This is a genomic window from Paenibacillus sp. IHB B 3415 (assembly GCF_000802655.2).
Lineage (GTDB): Bacteria > Bacillota > Bacilli > Paenibacillales > Paenibacillaceae > Paenibacillus_AQ > Paenibacillus_AQ phytohabitans.
The window spans coordinates 104,871-120,368 of the sequence record NZ_JUEI01000018.1 but is presented as its reverse complement, the minus strand read 5'-3'; the positions used below and the strand labels follow the sequence as shown (position 1 = coordinate 120,368).

Sequence of the window (15,498 nt, the reverse complement as noted above, 5' to 3'; positions counted from 1 at the left end):
CATGAATAAAGCCGTAGTTACCAAAAGCATTGCCACACTCATCATGCTGTTCTTCAGCATCGTCATGATTGTACCCTTCATCTGGATGATCAGCACTTCATTCAAGACACCTGCCGAGGTCTTTCAATATCCGGTCCAGTGGATTCCCAGCCATTTCAACTGGAACCATCATGTTAAGGTCTGGACCGGTCAGGGCAGCTTCGTGCCTTACTATCTGAATTCCCTTAAGGTGGCTATTCTGAGCACTATAGGTGCCGTTTCCTTGTCCGCCTTAGCTGCCTATGGGTTTGCCAGAATTGAGTTCAAAGGGCGGAACACCATGTTTATGGTTTATCTGTCCATGATGATGGTTCCCCCGCAGGTGCTGTTCGTGCCCAAATTCATCATGTTCGACTGGGCCGGCATCTACAACACCCATTGGGCGCTGATCCTGCCGGGAATGTTCACCATCTTCGGCGTGTTCATGATGCGGCAGTTCTTCCTCTCCGTGCCTCATGAAATTTCGGAGGCCGCCTTCATCGACGGCGCAGGGCATTTCCGTATCTTCTCGCGCATTATCCTGCCGATGGCTAAGCCGTCGCTGGCCACCCTGGCCATCATCGACTTCTCCTGGCACTGGAATGATTATGAGAATGCACTCGTCTTCCTGATTGACCATGATCTGTTCACCGTTCCGCTCGGGCTGCAGAATTTCATCCTGGAGAACAATGTCGACTACAACGGCATGATGGCCGCTGCAACAGCCGGAATCATTCCCATGATCCTCGTCTTCCTGCTCGGCCAGAAATACATTATTGAAGGTGTAGCCAGCTCAGCGGTCAAGGGCTGACCCCGCCTATAAGTAAAGGAGCTATGCCACAGATCGTACGGTGGCATAGCTCCTTTTTAAGTTGTTCTTCAGTTACGACAACCCTGCTTTGGTCAGGCCATAGGCAGCATCAGATGAACCCGGCACGGTTGTGAAGCCCACGTTCACCCGATTCCAGGCGTTAATCGCCATAACCGAGAAGGACAGATCGGAGATTTCCTGCTCAGACAGCTGTCCACGGACACGGTCATACAGCTCATCAGGCACGCCGTGCTCCGGCAGCTTGGTCAGTACCTCCGTCCAGGCAAGTGCAGCCCGTTCACGCGGAGAGAACAGTGTTGATTCCCGCCAGATAGAGATGTGATAGAGACGCAGTTCACTCTCGCCGTTAATCTTGGCCTGCTTCACATGCATGTCCAGGCAGAAGCCGCAGCCGTTCATCTGTGAAGCCCGGATGGACACCAGATCTTCAATTTTCTCCTCAATAGAGCTGTTCTTCAAGGCCATGCTGAAATCGAGAAATTTCTTGAAAAGCTCCGGGGACTGCTGCATATAATTCACACGTTGTGCCATAACTATACTCCTCCTATTGGGCTGGTTGTAATTAAGGTCCGGTACAGACATTGTCTTTCGCCTGGCGTTTTCCGGCCTTGTTCCGCCCTTCGGACATATAACGAGACAGCTATTCGTTCTGTGACAATGCAGCAGCAGATTTTTTATCCGGTCCAGTTTTCGAACGTACCTGCCATGAATAATAGGCACCTTCACGCATCCCCGCTCTCTCCTGTCACACATCTCCTCTTTATTTTGTCTACATTATAGCGGAGTTAGATTGACTATATATAAGGATTGGAAGTGGCGTTATGCAGGAGCTGTATGCCCAGTATAAGAACCTATTGTTTAAACTTGCCTACCAGTTAACCGGATCAGCCGCCGATGCCGAGGATGCGGTTCAGGACGTATTCCTGAAGGTTTATGATGTGCCGCCGGAGCGGCTGGCCGAACCGAAAGCCTATCTGTGTAAAATGGTCACGAACCGCTGCCGGGATCTGCACAAATCTGCGCGCAGACAGCGGGAGGAATATTTCGGCGAATGGCTGCCCGAGCCTCTTGCCGGTACAGACGGGGATTCCATGGACTCCGTAGTTCAGGATGATCTCTTATCCTATGCCATGCTTGTCCTGCTGGAGCGGCTGACCCCTGCGGAACGGGCCGTGTTTGTGCTGCGTGAGGCGCTGGGCTTTGAATATCAGGAGATTGCCGGACTGGTCGACAAAAGTGAACCGAACTGCCGTAAGCTCTTCAGCCGGGCCAGTGCCAAGATGGGCCTCGTCCCCGGGGAGCCTGTCCAGCCGGAGGCGGCTACAGAGGAATGGGTGCACGGGTTCCTGGCCGCCCTGAAGCAGGGCAACATGAACCAGATTCTGACGATGCTTGATCCGGCAGCCGAGCTGATCTCCGACGGCGGAGGCAAAGTACGCGCTGCTGCCGAACCGGTAGTCACCCGCGAGCTTGTAGCCCGCTTCCTGCTGGGGCCTTTCCGCGGGGCAGCTACAATTAACGGTGAGGTGGCAATTGAAACCGGCCGGATTAACGGACAGCCCGGCCTGATCCTCCGCTCGGACGAAGGTGTTCATACGATAGGCCTTCTGCATATCCGGGACAATCTGATCCGGAATTTATATATTGTCCGCAATCCGGATAAGCTGCAGTATGCGGGGAGTTAGGGCGGGTAACGGGTTTCCGGAAGTGTTGTTCAGGTCACGGACTGTCCGGGGCCTTCACGGCCACCCAGCCGTCAATCAGATAGGAGCCGAAGAACCGTGATACTCCCGTGAACCCGGCTTCCTCCAGCAGCCGTTCTATCTCTTCGGCCGGAAGCGGGTGCGAGGTGACGCCGAACGATTGCTCGAAGGTCTGCCACTGATCCGGTTCAATGCCGTTGCCCAGCATATGCAGCCTCCAGCCGGCCATCTGAATCCGCCATGCGGGGGAAGCCGGCTCTCCGTTGATTGCGGAAAGACACAGCGGCGCTCCCGGCTTAAGCCGCCCGGCAATGGAACGGAGCAGCGCCAGCTTGTTCTCAAACCCTTTCACAAAATGCAGCACCAGCATGCAGGTCGCAGCATCGTACTGTCTGCTACAATTCCAGGAACTTATCTCCGTATGATGCAGTCGCACTCTGTCCATCAAGCCCGCTGCGCCAAGCCGCTGTTCAGCGGCCAGGAGCATTCCCTGCGAAGTATCCAGCCCGCTGAAGATCCAATCAGGATGCTTCCGGCCCAAACTCAGAATTTCCTGCCCGCCGCCAGCTCCAACGATCAGCAGCTCGGGATTCTCCCGCTTATTAAGCAAAGCTGTTATCAGCGTATCCATCAGATCATACTGCAGCTGATAGCCGGGGATTTTGCGGCTTATATTCTGAACGTATTGATCTGCGTCCGCCTGCTCCCAGGGACTGCCTGTGCTGCCTGTACTGCTTATGCTGTCTTTCATTACATCCCTCCGGTGTGGTAATCGGCTCTATGACCGGAACCGGCCGGTCATCCCTGATAATCAATATGGTTCATTATCAGGGCTGTACCCCGAAACCGCCATCCCACATAGCTGGGATTTGTCAGGACCGCTCATACCAATACCCCGGAATGCCCGCGTTAGATTGTTAAGTTCAGTCTATGTAACGGGCGAATCAAGCTGGAGCTTTGGAGCTTATGTTACTTTTAAAGCGAACTCGCCTTGCTCCATGCAGACTACTACTCCTCGTTTCTCCTTTCGCTGGCATCCGGCGGAATCACAGGGGTTTTATCCCTTCGGTTTTTCGCATACATTCGTTCCCTCTAGCCTATCGTCGGCACACTGTACTCGGTTTTTCGCATACATTGGGCTCGTCTAGCCTATCATTGGCACATTGTACTCGGTTTTTCGCATACGCTGGGCTCGTTTACCCTCTCGTTGGCACATTATACTCGGTTTTTCGCATACATTCGCTCCCTCTAGCCTATCGTTGGCACGTTATACTCGGTTTTTCGTATACATTCGCTCCCTCTAGCCTACCATTGGCACATTGTATTCGGTTTTTCGCATACATTCGCTCCCTCTAACCTATCGTTGGCACATTGTACTCGGTTTTTCGCATAGATTTGGCTCGCCTACCCTATCGTTGGCACATTGTACTCGATTTTTCGCATACATTTGGCTCGCCTACCTATCGTTGGCACATTGTACTCGATTTTTCGCATCCATTCGGCTCGTCCACGTACCATCCCTTTTCGGCGGGATCAGAGGGTTTCAGCGGGGCTTCTGAGACAATAAAATTCGTCCTTCAGACAATTTTGCTACAAATTCCAAGTTCCCAAGAAACTTATCCACAGATTTATGCACATATTATCCACAAAGGACGAATATCATAAATTCCAAAAAAAAAAGAAAAAAGACACCGTCTAGGTGTCTTTGATCTCCATGTTTATGTTTATGTTTATGTTTATGTTTATGTTTATGTTTATGTTTATATCTATACCATATCTATATCCATATCCATATCCATATCTATATCATATCCATATCCATGCATTGCCGGGCCTATATCAGGAGCCAGCCAACACCGCCAGCACCGTTTCCAGCACCACATTCACGCCCATCTCGCACTCATCATAAGAAGTGAGCTCTTCCTCGCAGTGGCTTTTCCCTTTCACACTGGGTACAAAAATCATCGCCGACGGCAGGAATCCGGCCACGAACTGGGCATCATGCCCCGCTCCGCTGGCCATCTTCTTGCTGCTGTAGCCCAGCTTCTGCGCCGCTTGCTCAACCAGGGCACAGACCTCCGGATCGAACCATACGGTATCGCGTCCCCACAGCTTCGTCTTCGACACACTGCACTCCAGCAGTTCCTCAGGCAGACCGTTAATAATCGCCTCTACTTCACGGACAATATCCATATCCTTATGTCGGGCTTCCACGGTGAAGATCACCTTGTTCGGAATAACGGTATGAATATTAGGCAGCACGTTCATTCTTCCCATTGTATAGACCAGCTCGGAGTCCAGTACAGCCAGCTTCCGCCGCAGCTCCGTAATAATATCTGTAGCGGCAAAAAGCGCATCCCTCCGCATATCCATCGGCGTAGTACCGGCGTGGTCCGATTCGCCTGTCACTTCAATTTCATAACAGGCCATTCCAACAACACAGTCAACCAGGCCGATCTTGAGATTCTCTCTCTCCAGCACAGGACCCTGCTCGATATGCAGCTCCAGATAAGCCGTTGCTTCCTTGATCCTGTTCTCCGCATCGCCCGCATAGCCGCTGGCCTGCAGCGCTTCACCGAAGGTCGTACCCTCCGGGTCCTTCTTCTTCAGCATTTCTGCCTTGTCGAACTTGCCCGCCAAAACACCTGAAGCCATCATCGACGGCTCGAAGCGGGCACCTTCCTCGTTGGTGAAATTCATCACTGTTATTGGCAAGCGAGGCTTAATGCCGTGGTCGACCAAGGTTCTTACCACTTCCAGACCGGCGATTACCCCGAGCACCCCATCGAATCTGCCGCCTTTCTTGACGGTATCCAGATGCGATCCGATCACTATAGGCGGACCTTCTTCGCTTCCCGCAAGCGTGGCATATATATTCCCCATATCATCGACCTTCACGGCCATTCCCAGCTCTTCTGCACAGGAAGTGAAATAGCCGCGCACCTGCACATCCTGCTCCGACAGCGATAACCGGGTGACCCCGTTATTGTCCGTCCGCCCGAAATCGGCGAATGACTCGATCGTATTCTTCAATCTCTCACCGTTCACGAATATCTGCTGCAGCTGCATGGCCCTATTCCTCCGTTTCAAACGCTCATTTATATGAAACGAACTTGAAGTCCCCGATTTGGGTGTTGTTCGCGACTGCGGTAGCCCTCCGTCACTCTCACCCATTCGCAAGTTTAGTTCGTTTTATATAGAATTATTGCTTTCTATATATGTTATACCATTCCGTATTATTTTCATTTTACAGACTGTAATAATTTTTTTTGGATTTGTTCACGTTATGTTATAACGCGATTGGGGAAGTCTGATAGAATATGAGCTGGTAGGAAGCATAATTTGAGAGGAGCTAAGCATATGAATACCCTTTTGCGCAGCGGCACAGCCGAAGCTGTGATCAGTTCACTCGGAGCCGAGCTGATCAGCTTCAGAAGAACGGATACGGAGACCGAATATATGTGGAGCGGGGATGCCGCCTATTGGACAGGCCGTTCACCGGTGCTATTCCCTATTATCGGCGCAGCCACCCAAGGCGAGATCAAAGCGGACGGGCAGGCGTACAAAATTTCCAATCACGGCTTCGCCAGACGCAGTGAATTCACGCTGCAGGAGGCAAGCGATACCCAGGCAGTCTTCCTTCTCTCGCATAGTGAGAGCACGTTGGCGGTCTACCCGTACAAATTCAACCTGTTCCTTACCTATATCCTGAGCGGAAGCACCCTTGAGATCAGCTACCGTGTGGAAAATACAGATGAACAGGAAATCTTCTTCCAGCTCGGCACCCACCCTGCGTTCAATTGCCCGATTGACGGAGAGGGCAGTTTCGCGGATTATTATCTTGAATTTGAGCAAAAGGAAACGTTAGACCGCCTGTTCCTGAATTCCACTGGCCAGTTGATTAACGGCCAGACCGATCCGCTCCTGCAGGAAGCGAACATTCTGCCGCTAAACCATGAGATGTTTGAGCATGACGCACTCGTCTTCAAGAATGTAAGCTCGCAGTCTGTAGCGCTGAAGAGCAAGCTTTCTGCCAAAAGCGTAAGCGTAGCATACCACAACTTCCCCGATCTCGGGATCTGGCAGCCGAAGAACGCACCGTTCCTGTGCATTGAGCCCTGGCACGGCGTGGCAGACAGTGAAGGCTTCACCGGAGAAATCCGGGACAAATCGGGAGTCATCTCCCTGCCGCCGGGCGGCCAGTCTACAAGCTCGCTTACGATTACGTTCAACTAATTGGTTGTTGCTCCACCGTTTCCTGAAGAACAAGAAGGCCGGCTTTTTGTGTCAAATTATAATCCATATCCTACGCTTACGGCGGCAGGCCGTCCAATAAGTAAACTAAAGTAGTATATACAACCTTTTACTGCCAATAGTAAGCTTAAGGTAGTTAATTCACTACACATAGAATGGGAGAAATGGATAAGGGAGTGGAGTATATGCAAGGATTGTCAGTGGCTATCTGCACGAGGAATCGGGTACAGGACCTGACACGGTGCATTCATTCTATAACTAAACAAGACATAGGCAGGACTTACCCCATTGAGGTCATACTTATAGATGACGGCGAAATACCAGCCCGTGTACTTACTGAATTTGAAGCTTTACTTACCGGATGCGGTTATCCTTTGACTTATTTCAGCAAGACGGACCGGGGATTATGGCTGTCCCGGATCAAGGCAGTGGAACTGTCCACCATGGACAAAATCCTCTTCCTGGATGATGACGTCGAAATCCCCGCTCACTACCTGTCTACCTTGATTCAAACCTACGATGATTATCCTAACTGCGCAGGAGTCGGCGGTATCGCCATCGGGATGAGAAACAGCTTCCTCGGAACCATCCGCTGCCTGCTGTCCTTCCAGCAATCCCTGTCGAGCGGCAAGCTCTCCTTAAGCGGTCAAGCCGGGTCCATGTACAACTGGCATAAAGCCCGGAAGATTTTCAAGACTGAATTCCAGCATGGCTGCAATATGTCCTTCAAAAAAGCGGCAATCCAGGACCTGAAGCCCGTTCCCTGGCTTACCAGCTACAGCGTCGGCGAAGATATTCTCATGTCCCGCATCGCCCGGAGCTCCGGCCCTCTGTATATCAATCCTGAGCTCAAGCTGCTGCATCATGAATCTCCGGCCTCCCGGGACAATCTCGAAGATGTCGCTTATACCCGGGTGCTGAATCATGTGCATCTGCTCAAGGATAAACGGTCGGGCCCCATCGGCTATCTCGCCCTGATGTGGACCACGCTCTACCTCATTCTCCGCGAGCAGCCCAAGAAGAATGTCGCCGCTATCAAAGGCTATAAGAAGGGGCTAAAGGAGATCTTTAACAGCCAGACCGCCGGGTAATCCGTCAAAACTCAGGAAGGGAGTGGAGTTATGAGTGTAAGCATTGTAGTTCCCATGTACAATTTAGAGCGTTATGTGGCTCCATTGCTGGATTCACTCCTGGACCAGAGCGAGAAGCGGTTCGAAGTGATTATGGTCGATGACGGTTCTACGGACCGTACGTACGAAGTGGCCGAAGCGATTCTGGCGCGGCACCCCATCCTGAGAGCCAAGCTGATCCGCACGGCCAATGCCGGAGTGAGCGCCGCCAGAAACACCGGGCTTGCAGCGGCCAGCGGCGACTATGTGCTGTTCCTGGACGGGGATGATTATATCGCCAGCGGACTGGTGCAGAGCATTGAAGCCCATACCTGGAGCGCTGCTCCAGATATTCTCTGCTGGGGTTACAGTCTGGTCCGCGAAGACAAGTCCACCATTGTAAACTTCACTTCAGCGGCAAGCGACACTACGGGGAGCGAAGCGCTGAAGAATATTTTTGTGCATAAAAGCCTCAGAATCTGGACCGGCAGCATCGCCTACAAACGGACCTTTCTGCTGGAGAACGGCATCCGCTACACCGAGCGCTGCGTGAACGGGGAAGATCAGGAATTCATCTACAAAGCCCTGTCGCGGGCCTCGCGGGCCATATCCATTCCGGATGTGCTGTCCTTCTATCTGCAAAGAACATCCTCCATCTCCAATACGTATAACGTGAACAAATTCGACATGGTCGACGCATTCAAGCGGGTAGCTGATTATTTCAGAGCCCATCCCTTTGACGGGACACCTGAGATATCCGAATTGCTGCTGAACCGGGAGCTGACCGAGAACTACTTTTACAATCTGAAGACCTGTCTGAACGGCACTGCGGGAATGGATGTCAGGCGCCTGCTTCAGGATATGGATGCCCGTTATCCCGGACTTCCCCAGGAGATGCGGCCGATCATACGTCAATACCAGGGGGACGACCGCCAGCTCGCGCTGCAGATCAGAGCCTTCTTAATCTCCCCGTCCTTGTACGGAGCGCTGATTGTTATCGATAGAAACTGGGTCCAATTCAAACAGAAGCTCAAGACCGTGATGGGCAGAAAGGAAATCAAGATATGAAGAAGACGATGATGATCAATGCATATACAGAGTTCAATTTGGGCGATGATTTGTTCATAAAAGTGTTATGTGAGCGATACCCCGGTACCCGGTTTATGCTGATTGCCCCGCAGCAATATAAGCTCGTCTTCAAAGATCTCCACAACCTCAAGGTGTATGCCTCGGACTCCGTGCTGCTGCGGGGGATCAACTATATTTTCCGCAAACTAAAGCTTCATCCGAACTTCGTGCAGAAGCTGCTGACGGATCAGGGCGACGGAACCGTGCATATCGGCGGGTCTATTTTTATGCAAGGTGAACAGTGGGAAGAATATGTGGCTGGTGCTGAAGCCCTGCGCAATAAAAGCAAACCTTACTACCTGATGGGCGCGAACTTCGGTCCGTATAAGGATGAGGCCTATTACCAGCAATATAGGGAAATCTTCCAGAATTATGCCGATGTCTCCTTCCGGGAGCAATATTCCTATGACCTGTTTAAAGATCTGGACAATGTGCGGCTTGCGCCGGATATTATTTTTCAGCTGAAATACAGTGGCGGAAAAGCTCCGGCTGTGGCGGGTAAGACCCTTGCCATTTCCGTGATCAAGCCCTCGTCCAAAGCTTTAGACGGTTTTGACAACCTCTATTATGAAAAAATGAAAGATGTTGCAATCTATTTCATTCAGCAGGGGTATGATGTGCATTTCATGTCCTTCTGCCAGCATGAAGGGGACCAGGAAGCGATTAGTCTGATCCTGAATCTGATTCCTGCGGAGCTTCAGGCCCACACCCACGCCCATCTCTACAAAACAGATATGGATGAGATTCTCGCCGTGCTGTCCGGTGCAAGCTACATTGTCGCCTCCAGATTCCATGCGATGATCCTCGGCTGGGTGTTCGGCAAACCGGTGTTTCCCGTGGCTTACAGTAACAAAATGATAAACGTCATGCAGGATGCTTATTTCGGGGGAGCGTATACGGACTTCGCCCATTTGGCTGAGCTGACACCTGAGCAGGTCTATGAGAGCATGGCTGCGGGTACGCTCGATGTAACGCTGCAGGCGAACCAGGCGGAGAAGCATTTCGAGCAATTGGATGCTTATCTGACACCCGAACCGCTGCTGGAAGGGAGAAGAAGCTATGAAAGCTAAACGGAGCATGCTGAACCTGGGCTTCGGGCTTACTAGCCAGGTGATTACCATTATCCTCGGTTTCTTCATCCCCCGCCTGATCATGGTTAACTACGGCTCGGAAGCGAACGGGCTGATTGCCTCGATTGTGCAGATTATCAGTTATTTCGCGCTGCTTGAGGCAGGAGTTGGCGCGGCATCGCTGCAGGCACTCTATAAACCGGTGGCCGGCAACGACAGGGGTCACATCAACTCCATTCTGGCCGCTACCTCCAGCTACTACAAAAAAACCGGGATCTACTATTTCATCTCGGTCGTGCTGCTGGCGGTCATCTATCCGCTGGTTATCCATTCGGAGATCAGCAGTATCAGCATCGTAGCCATTATCCTGTTCTCCGGTCTCGGCGGAGCGATTAATTATTATTTCCAGGGCAAATTCAGGGTCCTCCTGATTGCCGAGGGTAAAAGCTATATTGAGACCTCTATCGTTACGGTAGCGAACATTCTGAACAACGTGGTGCGGATCATCCTGCTGCTGCAGGGTGTGAACATCATCGCCGTCCAGGCCTCGTTCTTCGTGCTGACCCTGCTGCAGATTGTCGCGTTCTATATTTATGCGAAGCGGCATTACAAATGGATGGATCTCAGTATGACACCGGATTTTGCCGCAATTGGACAAAAGAATTCCGTCATGGTGCATGAGATCTCCTATCTCGTCTTCCGTAACACGGACGTGCTGATCCTGACGATCTTCACCAACCTGAAGATTGTCAGTATCTACGTGATGTACAACATGATCTTCACCATCGTCGACAATATCGTCCAGACCGTCAACGGCAGTGTCAAATCAGCGCTGGGGCAGAGCTATCATGAGGGCAAAGAGGCTTTTGTCAAATTCTATGATGCGTATGAGGTCTATTTCATGGGCCTGATCTTCTCCATCCTGACCGTGGTCTACATTCTGATTCTGCCGTTCATGCGGCTGTACACCGCCGGGGTCAACGATGTGAATTATATTAACTTCTGGCTGCCGATTCTGTTCGTGGTGATCAAGCTGCTGACCAATGCCCGCACGTCGTCGAACAACCTGATTACCATTGCCGGACATTTCCGCAACACACAATTCCGTTCGATTCTGGAGTCGGCGATCAACCTCGGAGCTTCGATTGTGTTCGTAATCTTCTTCGGAATCTACGGTGTGCTAATGGGGACTATTGTTGCTCTGCTCTACCGTTCGATCGATATTGTGGTCTACGCCAGCCGGGTGCTGCTGGAGCGCAGCCCGTGGATCACCTTCCGCAGATGGCTTACGAACGTCGCCGTCTTCGCAGCAATCGTGTTCATTACGACTAAGCTGGATCTGAGCATCACCTCCTACACCGGCGTAATCCTCTGGGGCGCGCTGCTGGGTGTGATTATTCTGCCGATCTATTTCCTGGTGGGCTCTCTGATGGAACGCGAGGTCTTCCTCTATACCTGGAGCTACGCCAAGAAATTCAGAACGAAGCTCAAGCTTAAGCGGAAGGTTGCAGCTGGGCAGACGTTGTAATGCCATAAAACTAAGCTGATGCTTCCGATGTTGTTTTGTTCGTAGGATATTCATTGAAGCAACGCTCACAAAACTTAGCCCATGCTTCCGAAGCGAGTTTTATTGCGAAGTGAGCCTGGAAGTATTGCTCCATAAAACTTTTAGGAGGACTGATTATGGATCACCGCGGGGACTTACATGAAGCAGGACTGCATCTGCTGCATCAGCTGAGTGACGATATTCATCATCCGCCGGCCGGGGGTCTGACCCGTGAGGAGCTTATCCGCCAGGGCAGGAATATCAGCAGCAGCGAGAGTGATGCCGGAATCAAAGAACATCTGGAGACGCTCATCAGTGTCCTTGATGCCTTTCTGGCAGGCCGGGCTTCGGATGACGCGCTCCAGTATTATGTCAGCACTCAATTCAATATTCATATCGATGAGATAATCGGGTTCATGCAGGGGCTTGCCGCCCTCAGCAGCAGCGGGCCTGATACGCAGGAGTCTACACTCAACCTGGACGCCGGTTCCGCAAGCCATCCGAAGGTCAGTGTAATTATTACTACTTATAATAGAAAAGATTTCCTGCAGCAGGCAGTGAACAGCATTCTGCGGCAGGATTATCCGCATACTGAAATCATCGTCATTGACGATTGCTCCAGCGACGGTACGCAGGAGATGATGAACGCCACCTTCGGAGCAGAACCGCGTGTCATCTTCATGCAGAATGAGACCAACAGCGGACCCGGCAACAACCGCCGCAGAGCGCTGGCCGCACATGGCGACGGGGAATTCATCCTGTTCCTGGACGATGATGACTATCTCATTGACCGCAGCTATTTCACCAAAGCCGTGAAGGTACACCGGCTGCATCCGGAGCTGTCTTTTGTCGCCGCAAACGTATTCCTGGAGTATTCCCAGTCGCAGAAGCTCACCATCTCCAGTCTGGGGCTGAGTCCCGTCACGGACAAACACGACTATTTCATGAACTTCGAGCGGAAGAACTATCCCAAGCCGGCATCAACTTTAACCGCCATATTCAAGCGCGAGGCACTGATGAGCATGGATATTCTGAATATGAGTATGGTCAACGATGCTTCCATATACCTGCGTGCGCTGCTGATCGGCGATGCCGGGTTTATTGATACGCTGGCGGGCGTGTACCGGATTCACGGCAACAATATCACCTTCAATCTCAGCCAGTCGTTCCTGATCGAGAATCTGGAGGAGAAGCGCAACATCCGCAATATGGCCATCGAGCGCTTCGGCTACAGCAAGGCGGAAATGAATGAGTGGTTCAACCATAACGTCTACGATACGATCTCTTACTACCTGATGAACTCCGCCAAAAGCCACAGCGACTTCAAGTTCATGTACAGCTGGGCGAGCAACCACTCTCCTCAGGCCTACAATCAATTGAAGCGCCAGTTCCGCACCAAGCTGATGAAAAAACAGCTGCTCCGCGTTTCCTTCGTACGGGCGCTGATGAACCGTTAACGGGACAGACCGGCTAGATGGAAGGTATAATTCTCCACACAAAAAGCAGCTTCCCTTTATAAGGAAGCTGCTTTTTCTTCTTGCCCGCCTTAGACTTCCTGCAGCAGCTTATCCAGCAGCCGGAAGGCTTCCTCCAGCGCAGGCTTGGAAACTCCGCTGTAAAGATCCCCGATGTTCAGCTCATACGAGCATGAAGCTTCCCCTGTTTCTTTCAGCCGCGGTGTCAGCCCGATTCCCGTCTCTGTGTACACCTGAATCAATACCGGAGCAAGCTGCTCCCTGGATAACGCGAAATGTACATGGAACATGTTCGAGACCGGCACCTCCGGCAGCGTAGACACCTTATGGCAGCTGTTGAATAAGGTAGCCAGCTCCTTGGCCTGCTCATAATACCCGGCCATCCGGCCGATCCGCTGCCCGTAATAATACTTAGCCGTCAGGATATACGGATAGAGACTGATCAGGTCACCGCCATGGCGCCGTTTCCAGATCTTCGACTCCTCCGTGAATTCCCGGCTTCCAGCCAGGATCGCTCCGGCAATTCCGCCGATGCCTTTGTAGAAGGAAATATATACGCTGTCGAACAACCCGCAGACCTCGGCAGCTGTCTTGCCGTAGTATGGCAGCACTTCGAACAGCCGTGCCCCATCCAGATGAAGAATGATTCCCTTCTCCCGGCAATAGGCCGAAATAGCTTCCAGCTCGGCATACTCCGGCAGCTGCCCGCCGATTTCCCGCTGTGGGAGCTCAAGCAACAGACAGGCAATACCCGGCCCCATATTCTTCACATCGTCCAGTGTGATCAGGCGGTCTTTATCTGCCAGCAGCAGCGGCTCCAGATGATGCAGCTCCTTCAGCCCGTCCTGCTCATGAATCTCCAGGTGGCAGAGCGGGTGATAGGCCACTCTTCTGCTGCCCTTGCGGTCACTCCAGATCCGCAGGGCGATCTGCTGGGCCATCGTGCCGCTGGGGAAGAATACACTGCTTTCCTTGCCGAGCACCCCGGCCATCTCCGCCTGGAAATCCTCTATTACTGCGCCTGACCCATACAAGTCGGCAGCGAGATGATCCTCCACTCCGGCCAGCGCTTCTTTCAGCACGGATACCCCTCTTTTGCCATGGCCTGCCAGCTGCACTTCTGTCCCGTTAAAAGCTTCCAGTAAAGCATTCTGCTCATTCATTCCGCTAATCCGCTCCCTTTAAATATGCTCGATCTGTACGAATACTTGAAATTATATCATTTTCCGCTAAAATACCCGATTTATTTGAAAGTTCACATGATATTCCCCTGATCCAAGGTGAAATAAGTTGACCGCTGTGCTACAATATTGGAATTGCAAAGGCAATCGCTTAGGGAGGTTTATAAAAACACCATGCTTATTATTGGTATCGCCGGCGGGACCGGTTCCGGCAAAACGACGGTAGCGCGCTCCGTTATTGACCGTCTTGGATCTGACAAAGTGACGTTCATATCTCAGGATAACTACTATAAAGACCATTCTTACCTCAGCATGGCTGAACGCGGTGCGATTAATTACGATCACCCGCTGGCCTTTGATACGGAACTGCTGATAGAGCATTTAGATTGTCTGAAAGCCGGACAAGCCGCATTTGCCCCAGTGTATGATTTTACCGTTCATGCCCGCTCTACCGAGAAGACCGTTCGGCTTGCACCGAATAATATCGTCATTCTTGAAGGGCTTCATGTCCTCTCCGACGAGAAGCTGCGCGAGCAGCTGAACATTAAGGTATTCGTGGATACCGACCCCGATGTGCGTATCCTTCGCCGGGTACTGCGCGATATCGAGGAACGCGGCCGGACGATCCGTTCGATCCACACGCAATACCTGACCACAGTTAAGCCGATGCATGAAGCTTTTATCGAGCCGTCCAAGAAATATGCTGACCTGATTATTCCGGAAGGCGGACAGAATGAAGTAGGGATTCAGTTGCTGTCCGTATTGACCGAGAAATATCTGTCCGGCGATCATCAGTGGACTTAAGCAAAGCAGCCGCCTGCCCATACCTTAGTTGAATGAGAGCTGCCCGGCCATGCCGGGCGGCTTTTTGCTGTAGCCGGGCGGCCGGCGCACTTACTTTCCCGGAATCACCATCGATTCTCCCCTGCGAAGAATACATAACATCACTTCCGGCAGATTTATTAAATATAGAGCTAACAGGCTCAGATGCAAACTTCAAACCCTTTATTTATGTTATATTACCTCACACAATATTCGTACTCGCAATGAAATTTTCTGCATTTTCAGCAACATATCCCTTTAACTTGTTATATTTATTGACTGGTAGCGCTTTATTAACGAAATAACTGTTGATTATTTCCGTTCCATCCACTATGATTAGTGCAACAGGCCGGCCATAAA

At 51.6% G+C, this 15,498-nt stretch carries 13 protein-coding genes; 9 read left to right on the top strand and 4 right to left on the bottom strand.

All coding sequences use genetic code 11. From position 1 onward, the window contains the following. Window position 1 precedes the first annotated feature (1 nt). Entirely contained in the window at window positions 2–829 is an 828-nt protein-coding gene (locus QW71_RS10110) for a carbohydrate ABC transporter permease (protein WP_039296950.1), read from the top strand. Window positions 830–901: 72 nt separating this feature from the next. Here QW71_RS10110 and QW71_RS10105 read toward each other — a convergent pair whose 3' ends face one another. Then, entirely contained in the window at window positions 902–1,381 is a 480-nt protein-coding gene (locus tag QW71_RS10105) for a carboxymuconolactone decarboxylase family protein (RefSeq protein ID WP_039296948.1), read from the bottom strand. A 290-nt stretch (window positions 1,382–1,671) separates the two neighbouring features. Here QW71_RS10105 and sigJ point away from each other — a divergent pair, with 290 nt between their 5' ends. Further along, window positions 1,672–2,535: an RNA polymerase sigma factor SigJ gene (sigJ, locus tag QW71_RS10100; RefSeq protein WP_039296945.1), complete on the top strand. Its 864-nt coding sequence runs from the start codon at window positions 1,672–1,674 to the stop codon at window positions 2,533–2,535. 34 nt (window positions 2,536–2,569) lie between these two features. Here the strand turns inward: sigJ and QW71_RS10095 are convergent, their stop codons facing one another. Then, complete coding sequence (locus tag QW71_RS10095; RefSeq protein ID WP_039296943.1) at window positions 2,570–3,304, bottom strand: class I SAM-dependent methyltransferase; 735 nt, start codon at window positions 3,302–3,304, stop codon at window positions 2,570–2,572. A gap of 1,088 nt (window positions 3,305–4,392) precedes the next feature. After that, window positions 4,393–5,622, bottom strand: a complete 1,230-nt coding sequence (locus tag QW71_RS10090; protein WP_039296942.1) for a Zn-dependent hydrolase — start codon at window positions 5,620–5,622, stop codon at window positions 4,393–4,395. 291 nt (window positions 5,623–5,913) lie between these two features. On the opposite strand from QW71_RS10090, the gene QW71_RS10085 reads away from it, so the two are divergent. From QW71_RS10085 to QW71_RS37895, 6 genes are all read left to right on the top strand, one after another. Then, entirely contained in the window at window positions 5,914–6,789 is an 876-nt protein-coding gene (locus QW71_RS10085; protein WP_039296940.1) for an aldose 1-epimerase family protein, read from the top strand. Between the two features lie 173 nt (window positions 6,790–6,962). Beyond that, window positions 6,963–7,898: a glycosyltransferase family A protein gene (locus tag QW71_RS10080; protein WP_305954195.1), complete on the top strand. Its 936-nt coding sequence runs from the start codon at window positions 6,963–6,965 to the stop codon at window positions 7,896–7,898. Between the two features lie 30 nt (window positions 7,899–7,928). Next, on the top strand, window positions 7,929–8,984 hold the full coding sequence (locus QW71_RS10075; protein ID WP_039296938.1) for a glycosyltransferase: 1,056 nt from the start codon (window positions 7,929–7,931) through the stop codon (window positions 8,982–8,984). Beyond that, a complete protein-coding gene (locus QW71_RS10070; protein WP_039296936.1) occupies window positions 8,981–10,114 on the top strand; it encodes a polysaccharide pyruvyl transferase family protein in 1,134 nt (377 codons plus the stop codon). Before QW71_RS10075 ends, QW71_RS10070 begins: the two co-directional genes overlap by 4 nt. Beyond that, a complete protein-coding gene (locus QW71_RS10065) occupies window positions 10,104–11,642 on the top strand; it encodes a lipopolysaccharide biosynthesis protein (protein ID WP_039296934.1) in 1,539 nt (512 codons plus the stop codon). Before QW71_RS10070 ends, QW71_RS10065 begins: the two co-directional genes overlap by 11 nt. A gap of 155 nt (window positions 11,643–11,797) precedes the next feature. After that, the gene (locus tag QW71_RS37895; RefSeq protein ID WP_052769959.1) at window positions 11,798–13,117 is read left to right on the top strand and encodes a glycosyltransferase family A protein; all 1,320 of its coding nucleotides are present in this window, start codon (window positions 11,798–11,800) and stop codon (window positions 13,115–13,117) included. Window positions 13,118–13,206: 89 nt separating this feature from the next. On the opposite strand, the gene QW71_RS10055 is transcribed toward QW71_RS37895, so the two are convergent. After that, a complete protein-coding gene (locus QW71_RS10055) occupies window positions 13,207–14,298 on the bottom strand; it encodes a low specificity L-threonine aldolase (RefSeq protein WP_039296932.1) in 1,092 nt (363 codons plus the stop codon). A gap of 192 nt (window positions 14,299–14,490) precedes the next feature. Here QW71_RS10055 and udk point away from each other — a divergent pair, with 192 nt between their 5' ends. Continuing rightward, on the top strand, window positions 14,491–15,120 hold the full coding sequence (gene udk / locus QW71_RS10050; RefSeq protein WP_039296931.1) for a uridine kinase: 630 nt from the start codon (window positions 14,491–14,493) through the stop codon (window positions 15,118–15,120). The last annotated feature ends 378 nt before the right edge of the window (window positions 15,121–15,498 follow it).